This is a genomic window from Shinella sp. (assembly GCF_052438155.1).
In the GTDB taxonomy this organism is placed as follows: domain Bacteria; phylum Pseudomonadota; class Alphaproteobacteria; order Rhizobiales; family Rhizobiaceae; genus Shinella.
The window spans coordinates 150,776-176,836 of the sequence record NZ_JBQVPI010000004.1; the positions used below are offsets into that span (position 1 = coordinate 150,776).

Consider the following 26,061-nt stretch of genomic DNA (forward strand, 5'->3'; position numbering starts at 1 on the left):
TCCGAACAGATAACCCCGCCGGAGCAATTCCGGCGGGGTTTTACAGTTAAATTTACGCCTTAGCGATTGCCGACAAGCATCCGATAACGCAGCTGATCTATGACGACCGCGAGCACGAGCAGGCTGCCGAGCAGGACCATCTGCATGTAGGAGCCGATCTGCATGATGTTCATGCCGTTCTGCACCAGCACGATGAAGAAGGCGCCGAGCACGACGCTTTCCACCCGGCCGATGCCACCGCGCAGCGACACGCCGGCGATGACGCAGGCCGCGATCGATTCCAGCGCGATAGTGCCGCCAAGATTGGTTTCGCCGCTTTCGACGCGGGCCGTCAGCAGGATGCCGGCAAGCGAGGCGAGCAGTGCGCAGACGACATAGGCGATTAACAGCGTGCGCCGCGTGTTGATGCCGGAAAGATGCGCAGCCTTGATGTTGCCGCCGACGGCATAGATCTGCGCGCCGGTTCGGGTGCGGTTCATCAGGATCCACATGGCGGCGATCGCCAACAGGGCGACGAGCACCGGCACGGGCACGCCGAAGATGCGGCCGAAGCCGAAGAATTCGCCGAATTCATAGGGTAGGCCCGAGACCGGCACGCCGCCGGTGATGAACAGCGCGATGCCAGCACCGACCGACTGCACGCCGAGCGTCATGATGAAGGGCGAGACGCTGAAGCCGGCAATGCCGATGCTGTTCAGTGTTCCGATCAGGAGTGCCGCCCCGAAGCCGGCAGCAAGCCCCAGCGCAATGACCAGCCAGACGGCATCCGGGAACATGCCGGATGCCGCAACCATCGCTGTCGCCGAAACGACCGAGGTCAGTGCGATCGCCGTGCCGACGGACAGGTCGAAGCCGCCGGTAATCAGCACAAGCATCTGCCCGAGCGACACGAGGATGAGGTAGACCGACTGACGCGCGACATTCGTGAGGTTCTGTACCGACAGGAACTGCGTCGAGGCGAGCGTGAAGATGATGAGGGCGGCGACGAGGAAGAACGGCAGGACGCCGGCGCGCACGAAGACGGTGCGCAGGAAGGCGAGGATCGGAGAGCCGGCCGAAGCCTGTGTCTCCGCCACCGGTTGGGCGCTGGTGTTCATGCGACTGGCCTTTCATGGGAGAAGAAGTAGGCGAGGATGGTCTCCTCGTTGATTGCGTCGCCCTCAAGCTCCGCCGAAATGCGGCCGGCCGAGAAGACGACGAGGCGGTGGGCGAGGTTCATGGCTTCGGGCAGATCGGACGAAATGACCACGACAGCCTTGCCGGCCTCCGCCAATTCCTTGATCAGCCGGTAGAGGGCCGCGCGCGTGCCCATGTCGACGCCGACGGTCGGTTCGTCGAAAATATAGATATCGTAGTCGCGGCCGAAACCCTTGCCGAACAGTGCCTTCTGCTGGTTGCCGCCAGATAGCGTCGAGATGGCGCGGCCCATGTAGTTTTCGGGAATGTCGACGCGTCGGGCGATGCCATCGGTGATGGTGCGTAATTTTGCCGGCGAGAGCGCGCCGAGCAAGCCGGACGCCTCTTGGCGTTCGAGGGCGCCGAGGTCGATGTTGCGGCGCGTCGTTGCAGAAAGCATCAGCCCTTCGGACTTGCGGTCGGGCGGCAGGTAGAAGACACCGTCGCCGACGAAGCGGCGGGTCGGCGCGTGGGTGACGTCCCTGCCCTTCAGCGTCACGGACCCGGCCTTGATCGGCAGCAGCCCGACGGCGGCCCGCCAGGTGCGCGACTTGCCGCTGCCGACCAGGCCGGCAACGCCGAGCACCTCGCCTGCCCGGACATCAATGTCCACGCCACCAACGCCCCAGGCCTTCAGGCCGCGGATCGACAGCAGCACATCGCCATCCGGCTTACGGGCGATCGTGGGATAGATTTCGTCGATGGCGCGGCCCGTCATCATCTCGACGAGCGCCTTGGGCGAAAGCGCATCGACGCCGACCGTGCCGATAAGCTTGCCGTCGCGCAGCACCGTGATGCGGTCGGCAATCTGCGAGAATTCCTGGATGCGGTGGGAGATATAGACGATGCCAACGCCGCGGGCCTTGGCCTCGCGCACGATGCGGAACAGCGTTTCCGTCTCGCGTTCGGTCAAGGAGGCGGTCGGCTCGTCGAGGATGAGGATGCGGGCCTGCGAATGGATCGCCTTGGCGATCTCCGTCATCTGCTGCTCGGCGCGGGACAGGCTGACGACGGAGCGGCGCACGTCGATCGGGAAGCCGAGATCGGCGAAGAGCTTTTCAGCGCCGCGGCGCATGGCGCCCTTGTCGGTGAAGGGGCCGCGCTTCGGCTCGCTGCCGAGATAGATGTTTTCCGCCACGCTCATTGTCGGCACGAGCGAGAATTCCTGGAAGACGGCGGCAACACCCTTCTTCTTGGCGTCCCCCACGGAGGTGAAGGACACCGCCTCTCCGTTGAGCACGAGCGTGCCCGTGGTCTGCGGGTAGACACCGGACAGGATGGAAATCAGCGTTGATTTGCCTGCGCCGTTCTCGCCGAACAGCACATGCACTTCGCCCGGCCTCAGCGTGAAGGACACGCCGTCGAGCGCCTTCACCCCCGGAAATGTCTTGGTAATGCCCGTCATCTCGACGAGCGGCATCGCGGAACCGGTCACCCTCGTCCCTCCTCAATGGCGGCCCCGGCGCGTGCCGGGACCGCATGCGGTCGTCTTGGGTTCGCTTAGTTCACGCCGAAGACCGGCTTGAAGCCATTCGGCGGCAGGATGTTGGTCTGCGGCACGGTCTCGACGTTCGACGGATCAACGACGAAGATTTTCGGGCCGACATGCTTGACCAGTTCCTTGCCTTCCAGCGCACGTACCGCCTGATCGATGGCGATACGGCCCTGGATGACCATGGAGTCGGCCGGGGCTGCGAGGATGAAGCCGCGCTTAATGCCCTCGTAGACACCGGGCGTCATGTAGAAAGCGAGAAGCTCGACCTTACCCTTGAGGCCGCGTTCGCGAATGAGGCCCTGGGCGGCTTCGGCGGTCACGGCCGTGCCGGCAATGTAGCGCACGTCGGGTTCGGCCTGCAGCACGTCCTCGACGAGCTTCAGCTGGGCTTCCTTGCCGGTATCGCCGAACTTCGGATCGAGCACGGTCACAGCGGAGCCGGCAACGGCTTCCATGAAGCCCTTATTTGCTGCTTCCACCCAGCCCGCACCGGCCGGGCCCGGGAACCAGCCGACCTTGACCGGATCGCTGCCCGCCGGATGTTTCTTGGCGAGGTAGGCGCCGGTCTCATGGCCCATCGTGTAGAAGGAGACGAGCGACTTGGCTGTCAGGTCCGGCGAGGAAATGCCGTTGATGACGTCGATGACCGGAATGCCCTTCTTGGTGACTTCCGAGACGAGGTTGTTGAGGCCATCGAAAGAGATGGCGCCGATCACCACGGCCTGCGCGCCACCGGCGACGCAATCCTCGATCTGGCTGATCTGCTTGGCAAGTTCGGTGTAGCCACCGGCATCGACGAGGTTCATCTTGACGCCGAGGTCCTTCGCCTGTTCGGCGACGCCGTAGTCGACGCCAAGCCAATAGGCATCCTTCATGTGCGGGAAGGAAACGCAGATGTTCCAGGGCTTTTCCGCCTTGGCCAGCGGTTCGTATTTCACGTCGACCGGTTTGCCATCCGCGGCAAACGGCGGTTCGATCGCCTGGGCGTCATAGGGGTACCAGGTCTCGGCCATGGCCGCGCCGTTGAGCGCGAAGGCGAGCGCCGTCGTGGCGAGTGCAGTTTTAACGAGCGTGTTCATTATCGTTCCCTCTCTTGTTTTAATGCAATCGTTTGGCTGTCAATTGAAGGTCGCGCGCAGCCTCCCGAGCAGTGCGGCGCGGTCCTTGCGGGCGGCGAGCGCTTCTTCCATCGTCACCTTGACGAAGCGGGTGGGCGTGTGCGGCTGGAGCTGGCCGATCAGGTCCATGTCGGCGGAGATGACCGTGCCGACCATGAAATAGCCGCCGCCTGAGACGGCATCCCGGTGCAGGATGATCGGTTCGGTTCCGCCCGGCACCTGGATCGAGCCGTAGGGGTAGCAGCTGTCGACGATGTTCGACGGGTCGGAGCCGGCGCCGAAGGGCTGTTCGCGCTCGACGAAATCGAGCTTGCGGCCGCCCTTGAAGCGATAGCCCATGCGGTCCGCCTCGTTCGCCACCTTCCATTCGTCTGCGAAGAAGTTTTCCTGCGATTCCTCGGTGACGCGATGCCAGTAGAGGCCAGGCAGCACGCGCAGTTCCGCCGGCATGCCGGGCTTGCGGCGCAGCTCCTCGACAACCGTCTTGCCCTCGTTGGCTAGGCTTCCCTTGCCGACCGGCAGTTCGTCACCGGCCGCGATCGGGCGGCCCTTGAAGCCGCCGAGGGCGCCGATCGGATAGGTCGAGCGGCTGCCGAGCGCTTCCGGCACGTCGATACCGCCGGAGACCGCAATGGAGATGCGGGCGCCGGACTTCAGGAAATCGAAGGTCAGCGTCTGGCCGGCCTTGACCTTGAAGGCGGTCCAGCTAGGCTGTGCCACGCCATCCACCTTCGCGGGCATCTCGGCGCCGGTAATGGCGACGAGGGCGTCCTCGGTGAATTCGAGCTTCGGGCCGATGAAGACGGCTTCGAGGCCGGCAGCGCCCTCGTCATTGCCGACGAGCAGGTTTGCCGCGCGCATCGCGTAGCGGTCCATCGCGCCGCCGACGGGGATGCCGAGGTGGAAATAGCCGGGGCGGCCGAGATCCTGGACGGTGGTCGCGAGACCGTGGTGGAGAACCTTAATGGCCATAGAGCATGCCCTCCAGCTTGGCGTTTGTGCCGTCGATATCCTTCTGGAATTCCCGGAGGTCGAAGCTCACTTCGCGGATCGGCGGGGCGAAGCGGCCCTTGTCGACATCCTCGACCGCCTGGTCATAGGCATCGCGGTCGATCGGCTTGAACTTCACGATGTCGCCGGGGCGGAAGAACACCATGAAATCGCGCAGATAACTGGTCGTCTGCGTCGGGTCGAAGATCGGCATCGGCGTGATGCCGAACATCTGGTAGCCGCCGGCACCGCGCACCGAATAGATGCAGCCGAAGCAGCCGCCGTGGCCGACCGTCAGCTTGGGCGTGTCCGTGCGGGGGCGCAGGTACTTTGGAACCTGGATCTGCCGCTGGCGCTCGACCATCTGGTACATGAAGGGCAGGCCCGCAACGAAGCCGACCATCGAGACGAACCAGGGCGAGCCGGAATGCGCGCCGACGAAATCGTCGACGGAGCCGTAGTCGTTGATGCGGGCGGCATAGTCGAGGTCGGTGCCCGTCGGGTCCTGATGGCGCTCGCGAAAGCGCATCAGCGTCTCGTGCGTCCAGGGGTCGTTGTAGAAAACCGGGATTTCGACGATGCGGGTCTTCAGCACCGGCTCGGCCTTGACGGCCGCCCCCTCGATCGACTTCACTTCCTTCAGGATGTCGTCGGGATGGATGATATCCGGGTTGAATTTGATCTGGAACGAGGCATTGGCCGGGCAGATTTCCGTGACGCCCTTGATGCCGCTTTCGCGCACACCCTTCGCCATGGAGAGGCTCTTGAAGAAGGCTTCGAGTGACATCTCCTCGCTGCATTCGACGAAGAGGTGCTCGTCGCCCCCGAATGTGTATCTGATGCTCATCAGGCAACCTCCGCAGTCGCGCCGGCTTTCGCGGCGAATTCGGTTTCAAGCCATGTTTCGAGGAAGCGCGTGTCGAAGGCACCGCGCCGCACGCTGTCGTCTTGAGCGAGTGCCAGGTGCAGCGGCACCGTCGTCTTGATACCCTCGATCGTCAGGCCTTCCAGCGCACCTCTCAGTCGTTCGAGGCACGCATCGCGGGTCCGACCCCAGACGATCAGCTTGCCGACGAGCGAGTCGTAGAACGGCGGAATCGTGTAGCCTTCGTAGAGCATCGTATCGAAACGGATGCCCTCGCCTTCCGGCACGACGAGCCGGGTGATGGTGCCCGGCGCCGGCAGAAAACCCTTGGCCGGGTCTTCGGCGTTGATGCGGCACTCGATGGCGTGGCCTTCAGCCTGCACATCCTCCTGGCGGATCGACAGCGGTGCGCCGCCGGCGACACGGATCATTTCCTCGACGAGGTCGATGCCGGTGATCATCTCGGTGACGGGATGCTCGACCTGGATGCGGGTGTTGACCTCAATGAAGTAGAACTCCTTCGTCACCTCGTCATAGAGATATTCCACCGTGCCGGCGCCGCGGTAGCCGACCTCGCGGGCAAGCGCCACGGCGCTGTCGCAAAGCCGGGTGCGCACATCTGCGGGCAGCAGGAAGGACGGCGCCTCTTCCCAGACCTTCTGGCGGCGGCGCTGCAACGAGCATTCCCGCTCGAAGCAATGGACGAAGTTCTTTCCGTCGCCGAGGATCTGTACCTCGACATGACGCGCCTTGGTGATGACCTTTTCCAGATAGAGGCCGCCATCGCCGAACGACGCGAGCGCTTCCGCGGAGGCCTGCGGGAAATGACGCTCCAGATCGGCGAGGTCGGCGGCGATGCGGATACCGCGACCGCCGCCGCCTGCTGCCGCCTTGATCATGATCGGGAAGCCGGTCTTCGCCGCCACGGCCCGGGCTTCCTCGATCGTTGCAAGGCGTCCAGCGCTACCCGGCACGGTCGGAACACCGGCCTTGGCGGCAACCTCGCGCGCCGCGACCTTGTCGCCGAGCAGGCGGATCGCGTCACCCTTCGGGCCGATGAAGATCAGGCCGGCCGCTTCCACCGCATCGGCGAAATCAGCGTTTTCCGACAGGAAGCCGTAGCCCGGATGCACGGCATCGACGCCGGCCGCTTTGGCGGCATTCACCACCGCCTCGATGTTGAGGTAGGATTTCTTCGGCGCGGGCGAGCCGATATCGACGGCTTCATCGGCAAGCTTGACCGCCAGCATGTCGGCATCCGCGGCGCTGTGAACCTGCACGGTGCGAATGCCGAGCGCCTTCGCCGCCTTGATGATGCGCACCGCGATCTCGCCGCGGTTGGCAACGAGGAGCGAGCGGATCGTCATGCCTCCACCTCGGCGATGACCTGGCCGGCCATGACCGGCTCTTCATTGTCGACGAGGAAGGTGATGTTCTTGCCTTCGACGCCGGCCGGCACTTCCTGGAAGGTCTTCATGACCTCGATGAGCCCGATCGCATCGCCGCTCGCCACACTGTCGCCATCCGCCTTGAAGGGCGGCACATCCGGCGAGGATGACCGGTAGAAGGTGCCCGGCAGGGGCGATCTGATCTCGATCTTGCTCATGTCTCTCTCCGCTTGAATGGTCGAGCCTTTCCGCTTTCTCCAAGCGGCGGAAGGGCCCTGTCTGTCTATTTTCGTGTCATTCGTCCTAGGGGCCGGCGACGCCCGAAACCGACGTTATGCGAATGCCCTCGGCAATAAGCGCCTCGCGCATCTGGCGCACGATGTCGAGCGCGCCGAGTGTGTCGGAATGGAAGCAGATGGATTCGAAGTCGATTTCGATGTCGTTGCCCTTGACGGTGCGGACCTTGCCTTCCTTGCAGGCGCGCACGACCTTGCGGGCAATGGCGGCAGGGTCCGGCCGGCCAGCGTCGCGGGTAAACACGATGGAGCCGCTGTCGTCGTAATCACGGTCGGCGTAGAATTCACGCACGGTCGGCTGACCGGCTTCGATTGCCGCGCGCCACGTCGCGGAGCCGCCCATGCAGAAGATGTAGGCATTCGGCTCGACGGTGCGCATGTACTGCACGAAGATCTGCGACAATTCCGGATTGACCGCCATTTCCATGTAGAGCGCGCCGTGCGGCTTCACGTGCTGTAGGCGTGCGCTGTGCCTGTGGGCGAATTCGCGGATCGCACCGACCTGGTAGACGATGTCGTTGACGAGTTCCTTCGCGGTGCCGGCGATCTTGCGACGGCCAAAACCCTGAAGATCGTTGTAGCCGGGATGCGCACCGATGCCGACGCCGTGCTGGGCGGCAAGACGCACCGTCTGATCCACCAGGTTCGGATCGCCGGCATGGAAGCCCGCGGCGATATTGGCCGAGCTGATCAGCGGCATGAGGGATGCATCTTCGGTATCGCCGACGTGCCAACGACCGAACGCCTCACCCATATCGCAGTTGATGTCGACTACCTCGCGCAATGTCTCTTCCTCACATGCATTTTCTCGACAAGAGAACGCTAGGATGTTTATCCTCTTTTGAAAAATTCTATTTTCTCATATATGAATTCTGAAAATCAGAACGTCTTGCCCGTTTTTGTTGCGACGCAAAAATCAGGAAAAACAGATGGATAAGTGGAATCTGCACGGAATTGAGCGGCTTGATGCCCAATTCGATATCGACCATTCTGATTTTTTGATACCTCTTCGCGACAAACCAGATAGAGGACGACAGCCATGACGATCAGTCTGCGGCAGATCCGCTACTTTATCGCGACCGCCGAACTCGGGCAGATATCGCAGGCCGCCGTCGATCTTTCCATTTCGCAGTCCGCGGTAACGACCGCGATCAAGGAGCTGGAACGCACGGTGGGCGTCAGCCTCTTCCTGCGCACGCCGCACGGCATGGACCTGACGTCCGCCGGACGGCAGTTCCTGTCGCATGCCTACGAGATCCTGAAGAAGGTCGACGAGGCGACGCATCTCAACGTCGTCAGCAGCGAGATCGAGGGCACGCTGACCGTCGCCGCCACCTATACCGTCATCGGCTACTTTCTGCCGCTCCACATCGAGCGACTGCGCCGGCATTTCCCTAAACTCGAGATCCAGCTTTTCGAACTGAACCGCGAGTCTATCGAGGAAGGGCTCCTGAGCAACCGCTACGACATGTCCGTGCTGCTCACCTCCAACATCCTCAACCCGGCCCTCATCACGGAAAAGGTGCTGAGTTCGACGCGCCGCCTCTGGCTGCCGGCGCAGCATCATCTCCTGCAGGCGGAAACGGTCGGCCTCAAGGAGATCGCCGAGGAACCCTACATCATGCTGACGGTGGACGAAGCGGCGCATTCGGCGCTCAAATACTGGAGCGCCTCGCCCTACCAGCCGCGCGTCATTTTGCGGACCTCGTCGGTCGAGGCGACACGCTCGCTCGTCGCAAACGGCCAGGGCGTGGCGATCCTCTCCGACATGGTGCATCGGCCCTGGTCGCTCGAAGGCCGGCGCATCGAGACCATGAACATCAGCGATCCCGTCCCGGCCATGGATGTCGGCCTCGCCTGGCGACGCAACATGGAATTGACGCCGCCCATGCTCGCTTTCCGCTCCTACTTCCAGCAGGCCTTCCACCTGCCAGGGCGATGAGAGGTGTCGCTATTTTTTTAGCCACACTAAAATTCGTTTGACATCGTCGGCCACCCGCGCACTATTGAAGTAATACTAAAAATTCGGGTGGCGATGGTGACGAGTATGGAAGGGGCTCACGCGGGCTCTGCTGTTGGAGAGCGCCTGCGCGAGCGCCGACGCGAACTCAAGATGACATTGCAGCAGGTCGCGGATGCGGCCGGGTTTTCGGTCGGCTTCATTTCGCAGATCGAGCGCGGCATCACCGTGCCGTCGCTGACCTCGCTGGTTGCGGTTAGCCGCGCGCTCAAGGCCGATGTCGGCTCCTTCTTCCAGTTGCCCAAGGTCGATGCGCCGATCACACGACACGAGGGCCGCACGGTTTATGCACTCGGCGGCACGCCCGATAGCGCCGTCAGTTACGAGCGCCTTTCCGCGTCCTTCCCGGGCAACATCTTGCGTTCGACCCTCATCCACGAGCCACCGGGTTTCCGCAGCGAACCGATGTCGCACGAGGGCGAGGAGATCTACTTCGTGGTGAAAGGCGCGCTGACCATCGAGATCGATGGTGAACGCACCATTCTGGAGGCGGGCGATTCCGCGCATTTTCCCTCGACGCTGACGCATGTCACCTGGAACCATACGAGCGAATTGGCAACGGTCTTCCACACCTGCACGATGGACGTTTTCGGCGACGGCGAACCATCCGCGGAGACCTCGCCAAGCCTCGTCGTCAAGCGCACCGCCGTCGAGCGCGGCGCGTCGAAGCCAAGCAAGACCCGTAAGCCCATAGGCTAGCACACGGTGCCGCCGGTCCGATCGCCCAAGTGCTGTCGGGCCGGCCTGCAGCGACCATCCCCTTTCCGCCATCTCAACGAGGACATGATCATGAACGAACAGACCGCCACGCGCCTCAAGGCGTTACGTCAAAGCATGGCCGACACCGGCACCGGCCTCGTCGCCGTCGCGCCGGGCTCGCACATGGACTGGGTGCTGGGTTTCCACCCGCATCCCGATGAGCGGCCCTGCCTACTGCTGATCGGCCCGGAGAAGGAAGCGTTCCTGATGCCGGGGCTGAATGCCGAGGGCAGCCGCGAATTCACCGACATCGCCTTCCACACCTGGGCGGACGATGCAGGCCCGGTTGAAGCCTTGCATGCAGCACTCGCCGCGATCGGCGCGGAAGCACCCGGCCTTGTCGCCCTCGACGAGACGATGCGTGCCGACTTTGCCCTGCTGCTTCTCGACGCCCTGCCCGCAGACACGCGCCGCGACTTCACGCCCGCCACGCTGGGTGGCCTGCGCATGCGCAAGGACAGTGCGGAATATGCCAAGCTGAAAATGAATGCCGGCATTGCCGACCGGGCCATGCAGGCGGCATTTTCGGCCGTCAAACCGGGCATGACCGAGAAGGACCTCGCTGCCGAGATCCGTGCGCACTTCTCTTCGGAAGGCGCCTCACCGCAGTTCTGGATCGTCGGCGCCGGCGGCAACGGCGCCTTCCCCCACCATTCGGCAAGCGACCGGGTGATCGAGGAGGGCGACGCCGTGGTCATCGACATCGGCGGCCGCAAGCAGGGCTTTCCCTCCGACATTACCCGCATGGCCGTGATCGGCCTACCGCCGGAAGGCTATGGCGAAATCCACACCATCGTCGAGAAGGCCGTGCAGGCGGCGCTGAAGGCCGCGCGGCCCGGTGTTCTGGCGCGTGACGTCGATGCCGCCGCCCGCAAGGTGATCACGGACGCCGGCTACGGCGAATACTTCGTGCACCGCACCGGCCACGGCATGGGCATCGACGGCCATGAGCCGCCCTACATCACCGCGACCTCCGACACCGTGCTCGAGGAAGGCATGGTCTTCTCGATCGAGCCCGGCATCTACCTGCCCGGCCGCTTCGGCATTCGCCTGGAAGACATCGTGATCCTGCGCGAGAGCGGTCCGGAAATTCTCTCCTCGCTGCCGCGCTCGGCGCATGTCGTTCAGGTCTGAACGATTGGATGAAACGGGGCGGCACCATAGGGTGCCGCCCTCTCATTTTCCGTGCAGAACGGCCAATGCCTTTGCATGCAGCTCCGAATTCGCCGCTGCGATAATGCCGCCGCCACCTTCCGCCGCGCCGCCATCCCAATCCGTCACCATGCCTCCCGCCTGCTCGATGATCGGGATGAGGGCGACGATGTCATACGGTTGCAGACCAGCCTCCACCACGAGGTCGATCTGGCCGGCGGCGAGCATGCAATAGGCATAACAATCCGTACCGTAGCGCGAAAGACGGACCTGCCGCTCCAGGTGGTCGAAAGCGGCCCGCCGTTCCGGCTCGAAGATCGCCGGCGTCGTGGTGCAGAGCGTCGCCTCGGACAGGTCTGTGGTCGCGCGCGTTGAAAGCTGCGCTTTGCCGTGCGGACCTTCGTAATGCGTGCCCGCGCCCGTCGCATAAAACAGTTCGCCGATGAAGGGCTGTGCCATCATGCCGGCGATGGCATCGCCATCCTGCATCAAGCCGACAAGCGTGCCCCAGAGCGGAATGCCCGAAATGAAAGAACGCGTGCCGTCGATCGGATCGACGACCCAGATGTGGCGCGCGTCGGCGCCTTCAGCACCGAACTCTTCGCCGAGAATGCCATGATCGGGAAATTCTGCCCGGATCAGCGCCCGGATGGCCTTTTCGGTCTCGCGGTCCGCCTCGGTGACGGGATCGAAGCCGCTGGCGAGCTTGTTGGTGACAACGCCCGGCAAGCGGAAACGCGGAAGCGCTTCACGCGCGGCGACGGTTGCAATCCGGCGCATGAAATCGGGCGAAATCAGCACGGCATCTCCTCCCAATCCCCTAGACCGCCTTCAGCCATTCGGGCCAGCGCGGATCGTTCATCACGAACCGCGCCCGCATGTGCTTCCAGAAGCCATATTTGAAGAAATCGAAATCGAGGCGGGAAACCTCATTCTGTACCATGGCCCAGGTCGACCATTTCAGGTCGACGAGCGCCTTGAACAGCGAAACCCGCGCCAGCACGGCCCGGTCGGCGCGACCGTAATATTCCTCGATCAACTCCGCCTCGACCTCCGGCGAAAAGCACATCTCGCTGAACCAGAGGGCAAGCTCGGCGGCGCGGTCGTTGGTGGACGCATATTCGAAATCGACCAGCATGACCCGGCGGTCGGCATGGAGCAGGAAGTTGCCGGCCAGCGTATCGTTCATGCAAGGCGCTAGGTCGAGGCCGGAGGCTTCCAGAGCAGCCCGCGCCTCCCGATACCGTGCGTTGAGCCAGCCGAAATCCGTCGGGAATTCGCCGCCGAGCGTCAGCACCTGCTGGAAATGCTCGTCGATCATGTCGAAGGTGGTCTTGCGCTGGGAGAGCGGCGCACTGTCGTTGAACGCCTTTAGAGCACGCAAGCCATTGAAGCGGACGACAGGGTCGAGAAAGTCGGCATTGGTGGAGGTTCGCAGCCCGTCGACGAATTCGCTGACCTCGATTCCGGTTTCCGGAAAGAAGTCGACGATGCGCGCGCCGACACCCGCGGCATGCGCCTTGCGACCTGCCTCGTTAGCGGTCCGGCGATCGATGAACATCTCCGTACCCTCGCCGGGGATCTTCACGAAGAAGCTGTGCAGCGCGCCGCTGACATGGACACGCCAGTTCGGATTGCTGATGCCGCCGGGCACGGGTTCGTAGAAAATCTCCCGTCCCTGCCAGTCCGTCACGGCAGCGATGGCCCGCTCGATCGCCTGCTCCCCCAGAGATGCGCCTTCACCCAACCTGCGCCTCATTGCGCCCTCCATCAGACTTTCCTCAGCCACGTCTCGAAGTGCGACCCCTCGACGACGGTCCGCGCCCGCAAGAGCCGCCACTCGGCATATTTGAAGAACTCGACATGCTTGCGCGGTGAGCGGGCGGCGCTGATGAAGCCCCAGAGCGCCCACATCAGATCGTCCGCCGCACCATAGAGGCGCGCCCGTGCAAGCATCTGCGCATCCGGCCTGCCTGTTGCGATCTCGATCGCCAGCAAAGCTTCGCCATCGAAGGGCAGCAGTTCGGCGAGCACCGTACCGAGATCGTGGGCTGGGTCCGCCTGGCGCGCCCACTCGAAATCGACGAGCCGAACCGTATTGCCGGGTCCCACCATAACGTTCGACGAAGCGCCGTCTGCGTGGCAGGCGACTGTATCGACACCCGCGGCAGTAATGGCCGCAGCAATTTGCGCGGCAGCCGCCGTGACGGTGAGAACCGGTGCGGGCAGGATAACGTCCGGTGCATCGGCCAATTGGCGATAGTCTGCGATAAGGCTGAAAACGCTACGCGTTTCAGAAAGCGGCGCCGCTTTATGGAAGGCCCGCTTCGCCAAAAGCAGGTTTTCCAAGACCGACGGGCGACGCAGGACGTCGGCATGTCCCCATGCCCATTCTTCGCCAAGCGCTTCGAATACCAGGATTCCATTGGCAGGATCGGCATGGAGAAGGCGTGGCGCGATGCCGAGTTCGCCCGCCTTGCTGCTTGCCTCCGCCGCATGTTCCGGCGTGATGAACACGGCCATGTCGTCGTGCCGGCGTTTCACGAAGACCGGGTCTGAACCTTCGCCGATGGCAAAGCAGCAATGGTTCTCGACGGCCCGGTGAATGGGCGACACGACGCCGCCGATTGCGGGCGAGAGCGCCGCACCAGGCAAGCCAACTGCCCTAAGTGCAGCGCGTATTGCGTCGTCAACCTGCATGGAAACCTCCCTGCACGAGGCGCCGGAGCACCGCCGCCAGCACCGTGTGACCGGCCTGCACATCCTCCGGATGCGTGAATTCGTCCGGGTGGTGCGCGATGCCGTCGACGCTTGGAATGAAGATCAGGGCCGAGGGAATGCCGCTGTTTTGCAGCGCGACGGCGTCGTGCCCGGCAACGGAGCGCATGGCCAACGGCTCGAAACCGCAGGACCGCGCCGTCTCGTCGACGATGGCCATGAGTTGGCTGTCCATGTTCGCGGGTGGCCTCAGCGCGTCGGCCGCGATCTCCAGCCGCGTGCCTGTACCGGAGGCAGCGGCTCTGAAGGCTACAAGTGCCGCCTCCCCCGCCCTGTCCAGTTCCGCCACGTCAAGGCCGCGCAACTCGAACCAGACGGTCGCCCGCTCCACCACGACATTCGGCGAGTTCGGTTCAACAACGAGGCGCGCGGCGGAGCGATGAAGATGCGGGTGGTTTGCCGCGATGACGGCCTCAAAGGCGGCGATACCCTGCGCGGCGGCCAGAAGCGCATCGCGTCGGTCGGCCATCGGCGTCGGGCCGGTATGGGCGGCACGGCCGATCCAGGTGACCATCATCTTGCGGGCGGCCCAGGTACCCTCGATCACGCCGATCCGGCGGCCAGCTTCCGCAAGCGTGCGCCCCTGCTCGACATGCAGTTCAACATAGGCTTCGGGGCGTGGCGGAATGCGTCCCGTCCCGCCGTCCACGCCGATCGCGGCGAGCGCATCGCCAAGCGAAATCCCAGTGCCGTCCCTGAGTGCGAGCGCATCACCAAATGGCAAGGCGCCGGAGAAGACACTGCTGCCGGTCAGGCTCGGCTGGTAGCGCGCGCCCTCCTCGTTCGTCCAATTGACGACCGCAAGATTGTGGGTCGGTCGGGCGCGGCCATTCTTTATTTCGCTGTCGAGATCCAGTGCCGCGCAGCCGGCGGCGAGCACGCCGAGCGTGCCGTCGAAGCGGCCACCGCGCGGCTGCGTATCGAGATGCGAGCCGGCGAAGATCCAGGGGGAACCTTCACCGGCCGAGTCGAAACAGGCGAACTGATTGCCGACCGCATCCTGCACGATACGCGCGCCGCCTTGCGCCATCCACGCGGCGAAGACAGCGCGCGCCGCGCCATCTTCCGCGCTGGCCGCAAGCCGCGTCACACCCTCGCCGGGTCGCGCGCCGATCAGGGACAGCTGATTGAATATCGTCGTCAGGTCTGATCCCGGCATCGTCACGGCATTATCCATGGATGACCTCCAGCTCTTCCAGGCGAACAGCGCTGGCAACGTCTTCCGGCGGAGGTCGCTCGGTCACGAGCGTGTGTACGCGGCCGAAAGGCGCCGTGATGACATTACCGACCTTGCCGAATTTCGAATGGTCGGCGAGCATCACGCTTCGCGACGTCTGCTTCAGCAGCACCTGGCGGATGCGGGCTTCGTCTTCCTCGAAATCCATGAAACCGTAGTCGGCATTCACCGCCGCTGCCCCCATGAAAACCATGTCGAAGTGAAACTGCTGGATGTAAGCGATCGTGTCATAGCCAACGAGATCCTGTTCCACCGGGCGCAGATGCCCCGGCGTCATCAACACCTGCACGCCAAAATGCTCGCAGGCGGCCTGTGCGACACGCAGCGAATTGGTATAGAGCCGGAGCTTCTTGAAGCCGACGAGCCGGCGGGCGAGCGCCAGCGTCGTCGTGCCGGTATCGAGGAAGATGACGCAGTCGTCGCTGATGATATCGCGCGCGAGCCCGGCGACCGCATCCTTTTCCAGCGCATGCAGCTTGATGCGTTCGGTGATCGGCGTGTCGGCCGTGCGGCCCGCCAGTATGGCGCCGCCATGCACGCGCCGGACGGCGCCTTCGGCTTCGAGGTCCTTCAGGTCGCGCCGGATCGTTTCGCCCGAAACGCCGAACTCCGCCGAAAGCTCGAGCACGCTGACGCGCTGGTCGCGGTCGAGCCGTTCCAGGATGACCTCCTTGCGGACTTCACTCGACATCGGCGGTTTCCTCCTCATGCAGCGCCGTGTGCCGGTGCAGGCAGGCGGCGTAGTTGCCGCCGGCAAGGGCGACCAGCGGCGGATCGGTCTTCTGGCAGTCGTTCTCCGCGCGCGGGCAGCGCGAGCGGAACGAACAGCCGAGCGGCAGGTCGATCGGGCTCGGCGGCTCACCGTCCAGCAGATAGCGGGGACGCGGGAAACGGTTGTCTTCCAGCGTCGGCATGGCACTCAAAAGCGCCCGCGTATAGGGGTGATGCGGGTGTTCGAACAGGGTGGTGTTGTCGGCAAGTTCCACGATGCGTCCGAGATACATGACCGCGATACGGTGGCACATCCGGCGCACGAGCGCGAGATCGTGCGAGATGAACACATAGGAAAATCCGTGCGTCGCCTGAAGCCGCGTGAAGAGGTCCAGCAATTCGGCCTGCTCCACCTGGTCGAGTGCCGACAGGGTCTCGTCGAGGATCAGGAGACGCGGTTTCAGGACCAGTGCCCGGGCAATGTTGATGCGCTGGCGCTGGCCGGCACTGAGGCCGACCGGCAGCCGTTCGGCAAGGTCGGCGTCGAGCCCCACTTCGGCCATCGCCTCCAGCGCCAGCCGTCCCGCCTCCGTCCGGTTGATGCCGTGGATCAACAGCGGTTCCTCGATCATGCGCCGGAGCGGCATGCCGGCCGGCAGCGAGCCGTAGGGATCCTGCAGGAGGAGTTGGAACGACTTGCGCATCTCCGTCAGCGAACGGGTGGAGAGAAGCGACAGGTCCTTGCCGAGGAAGGCGATGCGCCCGCCATCGGGTTGTTCCAGCCAGGCGAGAAGCCGGGTCAGCGTGGACTTGCCGCAGCCGCTTTCGCCGACAATGCCGAAATTCTCGCCGGCCTTCACGGTGAAGGAGACGTCGCGCACCGCCTTCACTTCATTATAGGCGTTGAAGGAGCCACGCCGGCGCACGAGATAGGTGCGCAGGACATTGTCGACCGTCAGCACGGGTTCACCTTCGGTAGCGACCGGCGCCGTCACATTCTTCCAGATCGGCGGGATGCGCGACAAGAGGGTCTGCGTGTAGGATTGCTGCGGGTTCGTGGCAAGCTCCGCCGTCCGGCCCTCTTCGACGATGCGGCCGCGCTGCATGACCAGCGTGCGTTCCGCGATCTGCGCCACCACCGGCAGCGACGAGGAGATGAACAGGAAGGCCGTGTCGAGGCTTTGCCGTAGGCCGTCGATCAGCCGGATGATCTGTGCTGCAACCGTCACGTCGAGCGGCTGCGTGATGTTGTCGGCGATGACCAGCGACGGATCGGAGACGAGCGCGTCGACGATCATCACCCGCTGCATCATGCCGCCGGAGAACTGGAACGGCGCTTCGTGAAAGCGGGCGCTCGGCGAGGGAATGCGGACGCGGCCAAGCAGGTCGAGCACCTTCTCCCGCGCCTCCGCCCGTCCGATTTTCGGCTGCACACAACGCAGCTTTTCGACAATCTGGCTGCCGATCGGCAGGCGGGGATCGAGCGAACCCATCGGGTTTGCACCGATGAAGCCGATCCGGTTGCCGCGCACGGAGGTGAGGCCACGCGGATTGAGGGTGAGGATATCCCTGCCCTCGAAGACGACCTTGCCGCCTGCAATGTCCAGTGGCGAGGCAATCGCCCGGACCAGTGCGCGGGCAAGGACCGACTTGCCGGAGCCCGCCTCGCCGACGAGGCCGAGCACCTCGCCGCGCGCCAGCGAAAAGCTCACATCATCGACGATCCGGCGCTTGCGGTCTTCCCGTTGCAGGTCGACGCTCAGATTGGAGACGGCGAGAATGGGGTCGGTCATCAAGCCTCTCCTCTCAGGACAGCGTTGCGGGCACGCTCCAGCGCCGAGCCCATCAGGTTGAGGCAGGTGAGCGAGACCAGCATGAACACGCCCGGCATGGTGGCGATCCACCAGGCATTGAGCAGGTATTTTCGCGCATCGGCGATCACATTGCCGAAGGTCGGCGTCGGCGGCTGCACGCCAAGGCCGAGGAAGCCGAGAATGGCTTCGAAGATCATCATGCGGGCGATATCCAGCACTGCGACGAAGGCGATCGGCGGCAGCACGACGGGGGCGACGAAGAGCAGCATGATCCGGATATCCGATGCGCCAAGCACCCGTTCGCCGAGCACGTAGCCGCGATTGCGCTCGCCGAGCGCCACGGAGCGCGCGACGCGGGCATAGAGCGGCCAGCCAGAGAGGCCGAGCACGAGGATGATCGCCGGCACCGTCGGGCGGGAGACGCCGAGAATGGTAATGGCGAGGATGATCATCGGGATCGACAGCTGCGCATCGGTGAGCCGCATGATCACGGCATCGACCCAGCCGCCGCGGAAGCCGGCATAGAGGCCGAGGCTGCATCCGACGACAAACATCAGGATCACGGTGGTGATGCCGATGAGCAAGGAATAGCGCAGACCGACGAGACAGCGCAGCAGCACGTCGCGGCCAAGCTGGTCGGTTCCGAGCAGATAGGGCCATTTCCAACCTTCCGCCGGAAAAGGCGGCAGCAGCTTGGAAGTGTAGGCGATCTTGATCGGGTCGATCGAGCTTATGAACGGCAGGAAGATCGCCAGCGTGACGAGCAGGCCGAAGCCGATGAAGCCGATGCGGAAATCCGTACGCGTAGACGCGATCTGAAGCATGCGCCTCGTGGGCGTGACGCCGCGTTTTGCGAGGGCCCGCGGGGCGTCATTCTCTTGGACGATATCGGCCACGTCAGTACTCCAGTCTCGGATCGATGGTCATCGCGATCAGATCGACAAGCACGTTGATCATCACGAACATCACGGAAATGAAGATCGCGATGCCCTGGATCAGCGGGAAGTCGCGTTGCAGCACGGCGTTGATCGTCAGCAGGCCGAGACCCGGATAGTCGAAGATGAACTCGATGACGAGAACCCCGCCCAGCAGCATGCCGAGCTGCACGCCGAGCAGGTTGATCAGCGGGATCGCCGAATTGCCGAGCGCATGGTGGAAGATCGTGCGGCTGCGGCTCAAGCCGCGGATCGGCGCGAGCTGGATGAAATCCTCCCGCATCACCTGTGCCACCGAGACGGTGAGCGTGCGCAGGATGAACGGCACGATCTCCACCGCCAGCACGATCGCCGGCAGGATCGTGTAGCTGAAGCCGCGATAGCCGATCGCAGGCAGCAGTTTCAGTTTCACCGACAGGAACAGCGTCAGAACGATGCCGAGCCAGAAATTCGGCGTCGATACGCAGATGGAGCCGATTGCCAGCGCCAGCTTGTCCGGCCAGCGGCCGGGATAGAGCCCACCCAAAGTGCCGAGCGGTACGGCAACGAGCAAGGCGAGCGCCAGCGCCAGCGCTGCAAGCTGGAGGGTCATCGGCAGCGTGCCGAGGATGAGCTCCAAAACCTTGGCACGCTCCTCGCGTGTTGCATCGTCGAAAGCCGAGCCGCCGAGGCTGGCACCACTCTTCGGCCTCACGAAGGACGTGCCGAGATCGCCGGTCACGATGTCGCCGAGATAGGACACGAACTGCACCGGGATGGGCCGGTCGAGGCCGAGTTCCTTCGCCTTCATCGCCACCACCTCGTCCGGCGCCATGCCGCCGACGATGAGGCGCGCGGGATCGCCCGGCACCACACGCAAGAGCGTGAAGATGATGAAGGTCACAAGCAGAATGATGAGGGCTCCCTGCAGGAGCCGTCTCAACAGGAACGACAGGATGAACATGCGGCTTCCCTTGACACTGATCGGTATGGAGGCGGCCGCCTTCAATGGCGGCCGCCGCTTGCCATCAGGAAAGCGTCGACTTCGCCGCGTCCATCATGCCGTTCGGGTAGAAGTACATGCCGTCCAGCCCGTCGCGCATGGCGTGGATGAACACCGAGGTGAACAGCGACAGCGCCGGCACCTTGTCCGCCAGCATCGGCATGACTTCGTTCTGGATCACCGCCTTGCGCGCCGCCGGGTCGAGCGTGTTGCGCTCCTTGTCAAGCACCGCATCCAGATCCTTGTCGTCGATGCCGCAGATGCGCTTCGAACTCGAATGGAAGTGGGTGCGCAGCACGAGGTCCGGTTCCGGCGAGCCTGTCGACCAGCCGCAGTCGATCATATGGCCCGGTCCGCCGCCCGGCCGGTCATAGAGCCGCTCGTTCCAGGCCGCGACCTCCATGACGTTAAGCTTCACTGGGAAGCCTTGTTCCTGGAGCATCGCCGTGATGACCTCGCCATATTCCTTGGTCTTCGGATAGAAGCCGACCGAGGTAATATATTCGAGTTCCGGCAGGCCCTCGCCCTTCGGGAAGCCCGCCTCGGCCAGAAGCCGCTGGCTTTCCTCCGGATTGTATTCCGGGTAGTTCGGCGTATCGATGTAGCCGAATTTCACCGGCGAAATCCACGCCTTGGAGGCATGACCCGAGACGCCGAGGATGTCGAGCAACACGGCCCGGTCGATGGCATGGGCTGCCGCCTTGCGCACGCGCGGATCGTTGAAGGGTGGCTTGGAGCAGCGGAACCACAGATACTTGTTCTCGACGGACACCGCCTTGTTCAACTTGAACCCGCCGGTCTCCTCAATGGTCTGGACCTGCTCGGCCTCGAGGCGTTCGATGAGGTCCGCCTCGCCGTTCAGCAGGGCCAGCGTGCGGGTGGTCGCGTCACCCACGAAGCTGAAATTGATGCCCGGAAGGGTCGGTTTGCCGAGATAGAAGCCGTCGAAGGCCTCGAGCACGGTCGTGTTGCCCTCCTGGCGGGCGAATTTGAAGGCGCCGGTGCCGTTCGGGCGCGACGAGAGCGTCTTCGGGTCGGCGACATCCTTCGCCGACATGATCGGCAGGAAGGCCGAGAGGAACCAGAAGAGGCTCGCCGGATAACCACCCTTCTCGGTCTTGATGCGGGCGACATGATCGTTCACCACCTCGACCTCGCAGATGCCGGGATACCAGGCCGCCGGCCGGTCGGGCTGGCTCGCATATTCGTAGGTCGCCTTGACGTCTTCGGCCGTGAACGGCTTGCCGTCATGGAAGGTCACACCTTCACGCAGCGTGAATTCCAGCGTGTGCTCGTCGATGAGCTTCATCTCCGTCGCCAGTTCCATCACCAGCTCGTCCGGCTTGTCCGGCCGCATCGGCGCGCGGGTGAGGTAGCCGAACACAAAACTTTCCAGATTGATCTGGGCGAGCGTCGTGTGGGAGGACGGGTCCCAGTTACCGGTCAGGTTTTCCGCCGACATGAAGTTGAGGACCTTGCCCTCCGCAGCATGCGCCGGATTGACGAAAAACGCGGTGTTGAGCACGGGCAGGCCGACGGCAACGCCCGCGAGCGCCGAGCTCTTTAGAAATGCTCTCCTGTTGAATTCCATGTCGATATCTCCGCAGTTGGGTTGCTGGGTGTTCCCCGCCCCGCTTTGTCGCCAGCACTGACAAGCGGAGGTATTTTATTTTGGAAAAGATGGTCTTCGGCCTGCTGGCAGAACGCCATGACAAGCGCATCGGCATGACGGCGGCCAACGACTTGCAGGCCGACCGGAAGGCCGTTCACCGTCAGGCCGCAGGGCAGCGAAGCTGCCGGGTTGCCGGACAGGTTGAAGGGATAGGTAAAGGGCGTCCAGCCGGTCCAGGCGAGCACCTCGGATGGTGACACGAACCCTTCGGGCGCTTCGCGATCGGCCGCAAACGGCTCGACAGGAAGGGTTGGAAGCAGCAGGAGGTCGATCTCCTCGAACAGCGCATGAACGCTGCCGGCAAACTCCGCCCGCGCCTTCATGGCCGAAAGATAGTCGGCAAGATCATACTGCGCGGACGCCTCGATGAGGCCGCGGAAGCCGCTGCCGAAATTGGCCCTGTCGGACTGCGCGCCATAGGCGACACCGCGACCGGCGACCCAGAGTGTTTCGAAAATCCGGATCGGATCGTCCCAATCCGGGGTGACGGGCCGGATGTCGAGCCGCAGTTCCTGCCCGATCGTCTCCACCGCCTCGCGCACGATCCGGTCGATTTCGGGCGCAACATCAAAACCGAACAGGCTCGGCGCAAAGCCGATGCGCAGCCGCCCGGGCAATTCGGCATCCACGTAACGGACGCCATCGTCGGGCAGCGCCAGATGGTCGCGCGGGTCCGGCCCCTTGGCAATGTCGAACAGCAGCGCGCTGTCCCTGGCCGAAAGGCTCATCGGACCGGCATGGGACAGCATTTCCGTCGCGCTCCACGGCCAGGCCGGCACGCGCCCCAGCGAGCCCTTCATGGCGAAAACACCACAGAAGGCCGCCGGGATGCGCACGGAGCCGCCGCCATCAGACCCCAAGGTGAAGGGGACCATGCGGGCGGCGAGCGCCGCGCCGGAGCCCGAACTTGAGCCGCCACTCGTCAGTTCGGGGTTCCAGGGATTGCGGGTCGGGCCGTAGAACTCGGAGTGACCGGAACCGGACCAGCCCATCTCCGTGGTGGTCGTCTTGCCGATCATGATCGATCCGGCGTCGATCATCCGCTGGACGATCGGCGCCGTCGCCTTGGGAGCGAAATTTTCATACGCAGCCGAACCGCGCTGGCAGACATGGTCCGCGACGAAGAAGAGATCCTTCACGCCCATCGGAATGCCGTGCAGCGGACCGCGGAAACGGCCCTCTGCGGCCTCCCGGTCGCAGGCCCGCGCCTCTTCCAATGCCTCTTCCGCAAAAACCTGGCTGAAGGCGTTGACGATCGGGTTCAGGCGCTCGATGCGCGACAGACATTCCCGGACCAGAGCCTCGGACGAGAGGCTGCCTGATGCGATTGCCGACCTGAGTGCAAGAACCGAAAAATCCACGACCTTCATCTCCACTTATGTGGATTTATGTTGGTTTTGTGGAAATTGTCAATATGCCCAAATCAGCATAATTTTCGGCATCAAACTCGCGCAAAAGCTGCGGTCGCGGGGCACGAAGAGCGTGCAGCGCCGCCCGTTCCGTGACGAAAACGTCGGATATCCCATGGATGTTCTGTTGGTTTTGTGGAAATCGCCCAAATCGGGGGCCCGGCCGTCAGTGGCGTCCGGCTTGAATTCCCCGGCGCCCCGTCTATCCTGTCGTCATGCAATTGAATCTCACCTTCGAGCAACTCCAGCGCTGGAGCAGCGGCATCACCGCTGCGGTGAGTGCCACATTGCCCGAAGAGATTTCGGCCCATTTCACGGCCGGCGCGCGCGATCTCACCGCGTCCGACCAGGTCTATATCGGCCTCTACCTGCGCGACAGCGCCTCGATCACCATCTATGAGCGCGACCCCGACGACTGGAACCGCAACTACGACACGCGCAAATACCGGCAGGACCCTTTTTTCCGCCTCTTTGCCGGCTCGCGGCAGGATTTCCTGTTGCCGCTTTCCGCGCTCGACAAGGGCGACTTCCACACCAGCGCCTATTACCGTGACTTCTACGAGCCTTCCGGCAGCTTCGACGAAATCACCGGCGTCTTCAATTTCGATCGCAACGCCGCCGGTTTCGTGACCTATCTGCGCCGCCGCGGCGCCCGCCCCTTCGGCGTGGAGGAACTGGCCATGGCGGAGGCGACCGCCGATGCGACGCGACGCGTGCTGGAACGGCTCTGGCGGCAATGGCGGCCGCCGGGCGAGACGCCGCTGTCGCTTGCTGACCTCAGCGGGCGCGAGCGCCAGATCGCCCTCCTGCTGATCGATGGCGGCTGCGCAAAGGCCATTTCGCGCACCCTGTCCATCTCGCCTGGGACCGTGCGCAACCATATCAAGAGCGTCTACCGCAAGCTCGGCATCCACTCCCAGGTCGAACTGATGGCCGCCGCCCGCGGCGGCGACCTGTCTTTGCCCTCACTGACCTGAGACGATACGCGTCCACATGCGGTTCTGCAGGCGCAGGAGCTTCGCGTCACTCGACTCGACCACGAAGAGCTTGTCCTTGACCTCATCCGGCGGGAACACACCGGGATCTTTCGCGACGGACTGGTCCATCAGTGGCAGCGATTCCGGGATCGGGTTGGCATAAGACACATAGCTGGAGTTGGCAGCCGCGATGTCCGGCCGCATGTTGAAGTCGATCCAGGCCAGCGCGTTTTCCGGATGCGGCGCATCTTTCGGCACGGCCATCGTGTCGAAATTGATCAACGTGCCTTCCTTCGGAATGGCATAGGCGACCGCGAGCTTCTTCTCGCTTTCGGCCGCGCGAGCCTTGGCCTGCAGAATATCGCCCGACCAACCGAGCACGACGCAGATGTCGCCATTGGCGAGGTCGTTGATATAGCGCGAGGAGTGGAAGTAGCGAATGTGCGGGCGCACCTTCAGCAGCAGCTCCTCCACCTTGGCGATGTCATCCGGGCTGGTGGAATGCGGATCGATGCCGAGATAGTTCATCGCCATCGGGATGATTTCCGCCGGCGCATCGATCATCGCCACGCCGCAATCGGCGAATTTTTCGACAATGGCCGGGTCGAAGACCATGGCGAAGCTATCGACCGGGGCGTCCGCCATGCGCTGCTTCACCGCCGCAATATTGTAGCCGATACCATCGGTGACGGCCATGTAGGGCACGGCATGAAGATTGTCCGGATCGGCGCCGGAAATCAGCGACAACGCCTGCGGGTCGAGCTTGCCGGCATTGCCGAGCTTCGTCTTGTCGAGCGGCAGAAAGACGCCGGCCTTCACCTGGTTCTTCAGGAACGGATAGGCCGAGGGATAGACAACGTCGTACCCCGAACCGCCGGTCAGCATCTTGGTTTCCAGCACCTCGTTGCCATCATAGACGTCGTAGACGACGCGAATGCCGGTTTCCTTCTCGAATTTTTCGGCCGTATCCGGCGCGATGTAATCCGACCAGTTGTAGACGTTGACGACCTTTTCTTCCTGCGCCTGGGCACCGCCCATGGTGGCGAGCAGGGCGAGGACCGAGACGAGTGTGGTTTTGCGCATGGTCCTCTCCCTCAGGCTTTCGTCTGGCCGGCATAGACCGGCAGGGTGATGCAGGCAACATTGCCGCCGCCGAGCAGGATTTCGCGGGAATTCTCGATGCCGGTGATGCGGTGCTGCGGGAAGAGTTCGGCAAGCTTGGCTTTGGCGGCGAGATCCAATGCCTCATCATCGAACTGCGGCACAACGACGGCGGAATTCCCGGGATAGTAGTTGATATAGGTGGCAGCGATGCGGTTGCCGGCCGGGCGCGCCCAGGTGGAATCGACCTGATCGACGCTTTCCGCCTCCTCCGCCGTCATCTCGATCGGGCGGGGATGGGTGATGCGGTGCACTTCAAGCGACCGACCACGCGCATCGCGCGCCGAGCGCAAGGCATCCTCCACCTCGCGGACGATCTCGTATTGCGGGTCGTCGCGGTCCTCCGTCCAGCTCATCGCCACCACGCCCGGTCGCACGAAGCAGCAGACGTCATCGACATGGCCGTCCGTCTCGTCGAAGCAGAAGCCGCGTGGCAGCCAGATGACATGCTCCAGCCCGAGATAATCGCAAAGCTGCTGCTCCACCGCCGCCTTGCCGAGATGGCCGTTGCGGTTGCGGTTCAAGAGGCACTGTTCCGTGGTGATCAGCGTGCCTTCGCCATCGCATTGCAAGCCGCCGCCCTCGGCGATCAGCGGCGAGCGGTAGCGGTCCATGCGCTCGGTTTCCAGCACCTTGCGGGCAGCGAGATCATCGAGATTCCAGGGCGAATAAAGGCCGCCGTCATGGCCGCCATAGGCGTTGAAGGTCCAGTCCACGCCACGCACGTCACCGCGGTCATTGATAACGAAGTTCGGGCCACTATCACGCAGCCAGGAATCGTCGGTCGACATTTCGACGAGGCGTACGCTCTCCGGCAGCATGGCGCGTGCATTCAGCCATTGGCGGCGCGAGACGGCGATGGTCACCGGCTCGCTCTCGGCAATCGCCGCCGCCACGCGCGCAAAAAGTTTTTGCGCGGGCTTGGCGCCGAGCCGCCAGGTATCCGGCCGCTCCGGCCAGATCAGCCAGCAACCGGCCTTCGGCTCGAATTCCCCCGGCGCACGAAAACCGTCCGCCTTGGGGGTGCTTGAAAGGGTGCGTACCATGTTTTCTCCAATCAAAAATCTGATTGGATTAGGCAAGCGCACCCCGTCCGGGTCAATGTCCCTGTTGGGATAGGCAGCGG

Annotated in this window: 24 protein-coding genes; 4 read left to right on the forward strand and 20 right to left on the reverse strand. The window is 63.7% G+C overall.

What is annotated here, in order from left to right:
* Positions 1-59 precede the first annotated feature (59 nt).
* From ACT6VE_RS09620 to ACT6VE_RS09655, 8 genes are all read right to left on the reverse strand, one after another.
* Positions 60-1,097 carry an ABC transporter permease gene (locus ACT6VE_RS09620; protein WP_444798390.1) on the reverse strand — a complete coding sequence of 346 codons (1,038 nt, stop codon included), beginning with the start codon at positions 1,095-1,097 and terminating at the stop codon, positions 60-62.
* The gene (locus tag ACT6VE_RS09625) at positions 1,094-2,611 is read right to left on the reverse strand and encodes a sugar ABC transporter ATP-binding protein (protein WP_444798391.1); all 1,518 of its coding nucleotides are present in this window, start codon (positions 2,609-2,611) and stop codon (positions 1,094-1,096) included. Before ACT6VE_RS09625 ends, ACT6VE_RS09620 begins: the two co-directional genes overlap by 4 nt.
* A 65-nt stretch (positions 2,612-2,676) precedes the next feature.
* Positions 2,677-3,750, reverse strand: coding sequence for a TMAO reductase system periplasmic protein TorT (torT, locus tag ACT6VE_RS09630; RefSeq protein WP_444798392.1), 1,074 nt, complete (start codon positions 3,748-3,750; stop codon positions 2,677-2,679).
* A gap of 39 nt (positions 3,751-3,789) precedes the next feature.
* Positions 3,790-4,761, reverse strand: a complete 972-nt coding sequence (locus tag ACT6VE_RS09635) for a biotin-dependent carboxyltransferase family protein (protein ID WP_444798393.1) — start codon at positions 4,759-4,761, stop codon at positions 3,790-3,792.
* Positions 4,751-5,626: a 5-oxoprolinase subunit B family protein gene (locus ACT6VE_RS09640; RefSeq protein ID WP_444798394.1), complete on the reverse strand. Its 876-nt coding sequence runs from the start codon at positions 5,624-5,626 to the stop codon at positions 4,751-4,753. The genes ACT6VE_RS09635 and ACT6VE_RS09640 overlap by 11 nt, the downstream gene beginning before the upstream one ends.
* Positions 5,626-7,011 (reverse strand): acetyl-CoA carboxylase biotin carboxylase subunit, encoded by a 1,386-nt coding sequence (locus ACT6VE_RS09645; protein ID WP_444798395.1) that lies wholly within the window; start codon positions 7,009-7,011, stop codon positions 5,626-5,628. The genes ACT6VE_RS09640 and ACT6VE_RS09645 overlap by 1 nt, the downstream gene beginning before the upstream one ends.
* Complete coding sequence (locus ACT6VE_RS09650; RefSeq protein WP_444798396.1) at positions 7,008-7,250, reverse strand: acetyl-CoA carboxylase; 243 nt, start codon at positions 7,248-7,250, stop codon at positions 7,008-7,010. The genes ACT6VE_RS09645 and ACT6VE_RS09650 overlap by 4 nt, the downstream gene beginning before the upstream one ends.
* A gap of 85 nt (positions 7,251-7,335) precedes the next feature.
* On the reverse strand, positions 7,336-8,112 hold the full coding sequence (locus ACT6VE_RS09655) for a 5-oxoprolinase subunit PxpA (protein WP_444798397.1): 777 nt from the start codon (positions 8,110-8,112) through the stop codon (positions 7,336-7,338).
* Between the two features lie 255 nt (positions 8,113-8,367).
* Between ACT6VE_RS09655 and ACT6VE_RS09660 the strand changes: the two genes are divergently transcribed.
* From ACT6VE_RS09660 to ACT6VE_RS09670, 3 genes are all read left to right on the forward strand, one after another.
* Positions 8,368-9,270 carry a LysR family transcriptional regulator gene (locus ACT6VE_RS09660; protein ID WP_444798398.1) on the forward strand — a complete coding sequence of 301 codons (903 nt, stop codon included), beginning with the start codon at positions 8,368-8,370 and terminating at the stop codon, positions 9,268-9,270.
* Positions 9,271-9,375: 105 nt separating this feature from the next.
* Positions 9,376-10,047 carry a helix-turn-helix domain-containing protein gene (locus ACT6VE_RS09665; protein ID WP_444798399.1) on the forward strand — a complete coding sequence of 224 codons (672 nt, stop codon included), beginning with the start codon at positions 9,376-9,378 and terminating at the stop codon, positions 10,045-10,047.
* Positions 10,048-10,137: 90 nt separating this feature from the next.
* Positions 10,138-11,241 carry a M24 family metallopeptidase gene (locus tag ACT6VE_RS09670; RefSeq protein WP_444798400.1) on the forward strand — a complete coding sequence of 368 codons (1,104 nt, stop codon included), beginning with the start codon at positions 10,138-10,140 and terminating at the stop codon, positions 11,239-11,241.
* A gap of 42 nt (positions 11,242-11,283) precedes the next feature.
* Here the strand turns inward: ACT6VE_RS09670 and hisN are convergent, their stop codons facing one another.
* The 10 genes from hisN to ACT6VE_RS09720 form a co-directional block, all read right to left on the reverse strand.
* The gene (hisN, locus tag ACT6VE_RS09675) at positions 11,284-12,060 is read right to left on the reverse strand and encodes a histidinol-phosphatase (protein ID WP_444798401.1); all 777 of its coding nucleotides are present in this window, start codon (positions 12,058-12,060) and stop codon (positions 11,284-11,286) included.
* Between the two features lie 19 nt (positions 12,061-12,079).
* On the reverse strand, positions 12,080-13,018 hold the full coding sequence (locus ACT6VE_RS09680; RefSeq protein WP_444798402.1) for a phosphotransferase: 939 nt from the start codon (positions 13,016-13,018) through the stop codon (positions 12,080-12,082).
* Positions 13,019-13,029: 11 nt separating this feature from the next.
* The gene (locus tag ACT6VE_RS09685; RefSeq protein WP_444798403.1) at positions 13,030-13,959 is read right to left on the reverse strand and encodes a phosphotransferase; all 930 of its coding nucleotides are present in this window, start codon (positions 13,957-13,959) and stop codon (positions 13,030-13,032) included.
* Positions 13,949-15,214, reverse strand: a complete 1,266-nt coding sequence (locus ACT6VE_RS09690) for a Zn-dependent hydrolase (protein ID WP_444798404.1) — start codon at positions 15,212-15,214, stop codon at positions 13,949-13,951. Before ACT6VE_RS09690 ends, ACT6VE_RS09685 begins: the two co-directional genes overlap by 11 nt.
* Positions 15,207-15,965: a DeoR/GlpR family DNA-binding transcription regulator gene (locus tag ACT6VE_RS09695; protein ID WP_444798405.1), complete on the reverse strand. Its 759-nt coding sequence runs from the start codon at positions 15,963-15,965 to the stop codon at positions 15,207-15,209. Before ACT6VE_RS09695 ends, ACT6VE_RS09690 begins: the two co-directional genes overlap by 8 nt.
* The gene (locus tag ACT6VE_RS09700) at positions 15,955-17,778 is read right to left on the reverse strand and encodes a dipeptide ABC transporter ATP-binding protein (protein ID WP_444798406.1); all 1,824 of its coding nucleotides are present in this window, start codon (positions 17,776-17,778) and stop codon (positions 15,955-15,957) included. Before ACT6VE_RS09700 ends, ACT6VE_RS09695 begins: the two co-directional genes overlap by 11 nt.
* Positions 17,778-18,686 (reverse strand): ABC transporter permease, encoded by a 909-nt coding sequence (locus ACT6VE_RS09705; protein WP_444798626.1) that lies wholly within the window; start codon positions 18,684-18,686, stop codon positions 17,778-17,780. Before ACT6VE_RS09705 ends, ACT6VE_RS09700 begins: the two co-directional genes overlap by 1 nt.
* Positions 18,687-18,696: 10 nt before the next feature.
* Positions 18,697-19,677 (reverse strand): ABC transporter permease, encoded by a 981-nt coding sequence (locus ACT6VE_RS09710; protein ID WP_444798407.1) that lies wholly within the window; start codon positions 19,675-19,677, stop codon positions 18,697-18,699.
* Between the two features lie 64 nt (positions 19,678-19,741).
* Positions 19,742-21,307 carry an ABC transporter substrate-binding protein gene (locus ACT6VE_RS09715; RefSeq protein ID WP_444798408.1) on the reverse strand — a complete coding sequence of 522 codons (1,566 nt, stop codon included), beginning with the start codon at positions 21,305-21,307 and terminating at the stop codon, positions 19,742-19,744.
* Complete coding sequence (locus tag ACT6VE_RS09720; RefSeq protein WP_444798409.1) at positions 21,280-22,749, reverse strand: amidase; 1,470 nt, start codon at positions 22,747-22,749, stop codon at positions 21,280-21,282. The genes ACT6VE_RS09715 and ACT6VE_RS09720 overlap by 28 nt, the downstream gene beginning before the upstream one ends.
* A gap of 263 nt (positions 22,750-23,012) precedes the next feature.
* Here ACT6VE_RS09720 and ACT6VE_RS09725 point away from each other — a divergent pair, with 263 nt between their 5' ends.
* Entirely contained in the window at positions 23,013-23,774 is a 762-nt protein-coding gene (locus ACT6VE_RS09725) for a helix-turn-helix transcriptional regulator (protein ID WP_444798410.1), read from the forward strand.
* Here ACT6VE_RS09725 and ACT6VE_RS09730 read toward each other — a convergent pair.
* Together ACT6VE_RS09730 and aguA are read right to left on the reverse strand one after the other, a co-directional pair.
* Positions 23,763-24,857, reverse strand: a complete 1,095-nt coding sequence (locus tag ACT6VE_RS09730) for a polyamine ABC transporter substrate-binding protein (RefSeq protein ID WP_444798411.1) — start codon at positions 24,855-24,857, stop codon at positions 23,763-23,765. The two genes, ACT6VE_RS09725 and ACT6VE_RS09730, sit on opposite strands and share 12 nt — an antisense overlap.
* Positions 24,858-24,868: 11 nt before the next feature.
* Positions 24,869-25,981: an agmatine deiminase gene (gene aguA / locus ACT6VE_RS09735; RefSeq protein WP_444798412.1), complete on the reverse strand. Its 1,113-nt coding sequence runs from the start codon at positions 25,979-25,981 to the stop codon at positions 24,869-24,871.
* Positions 25,982-26,061: the final 80 nt, after the last annotated feature.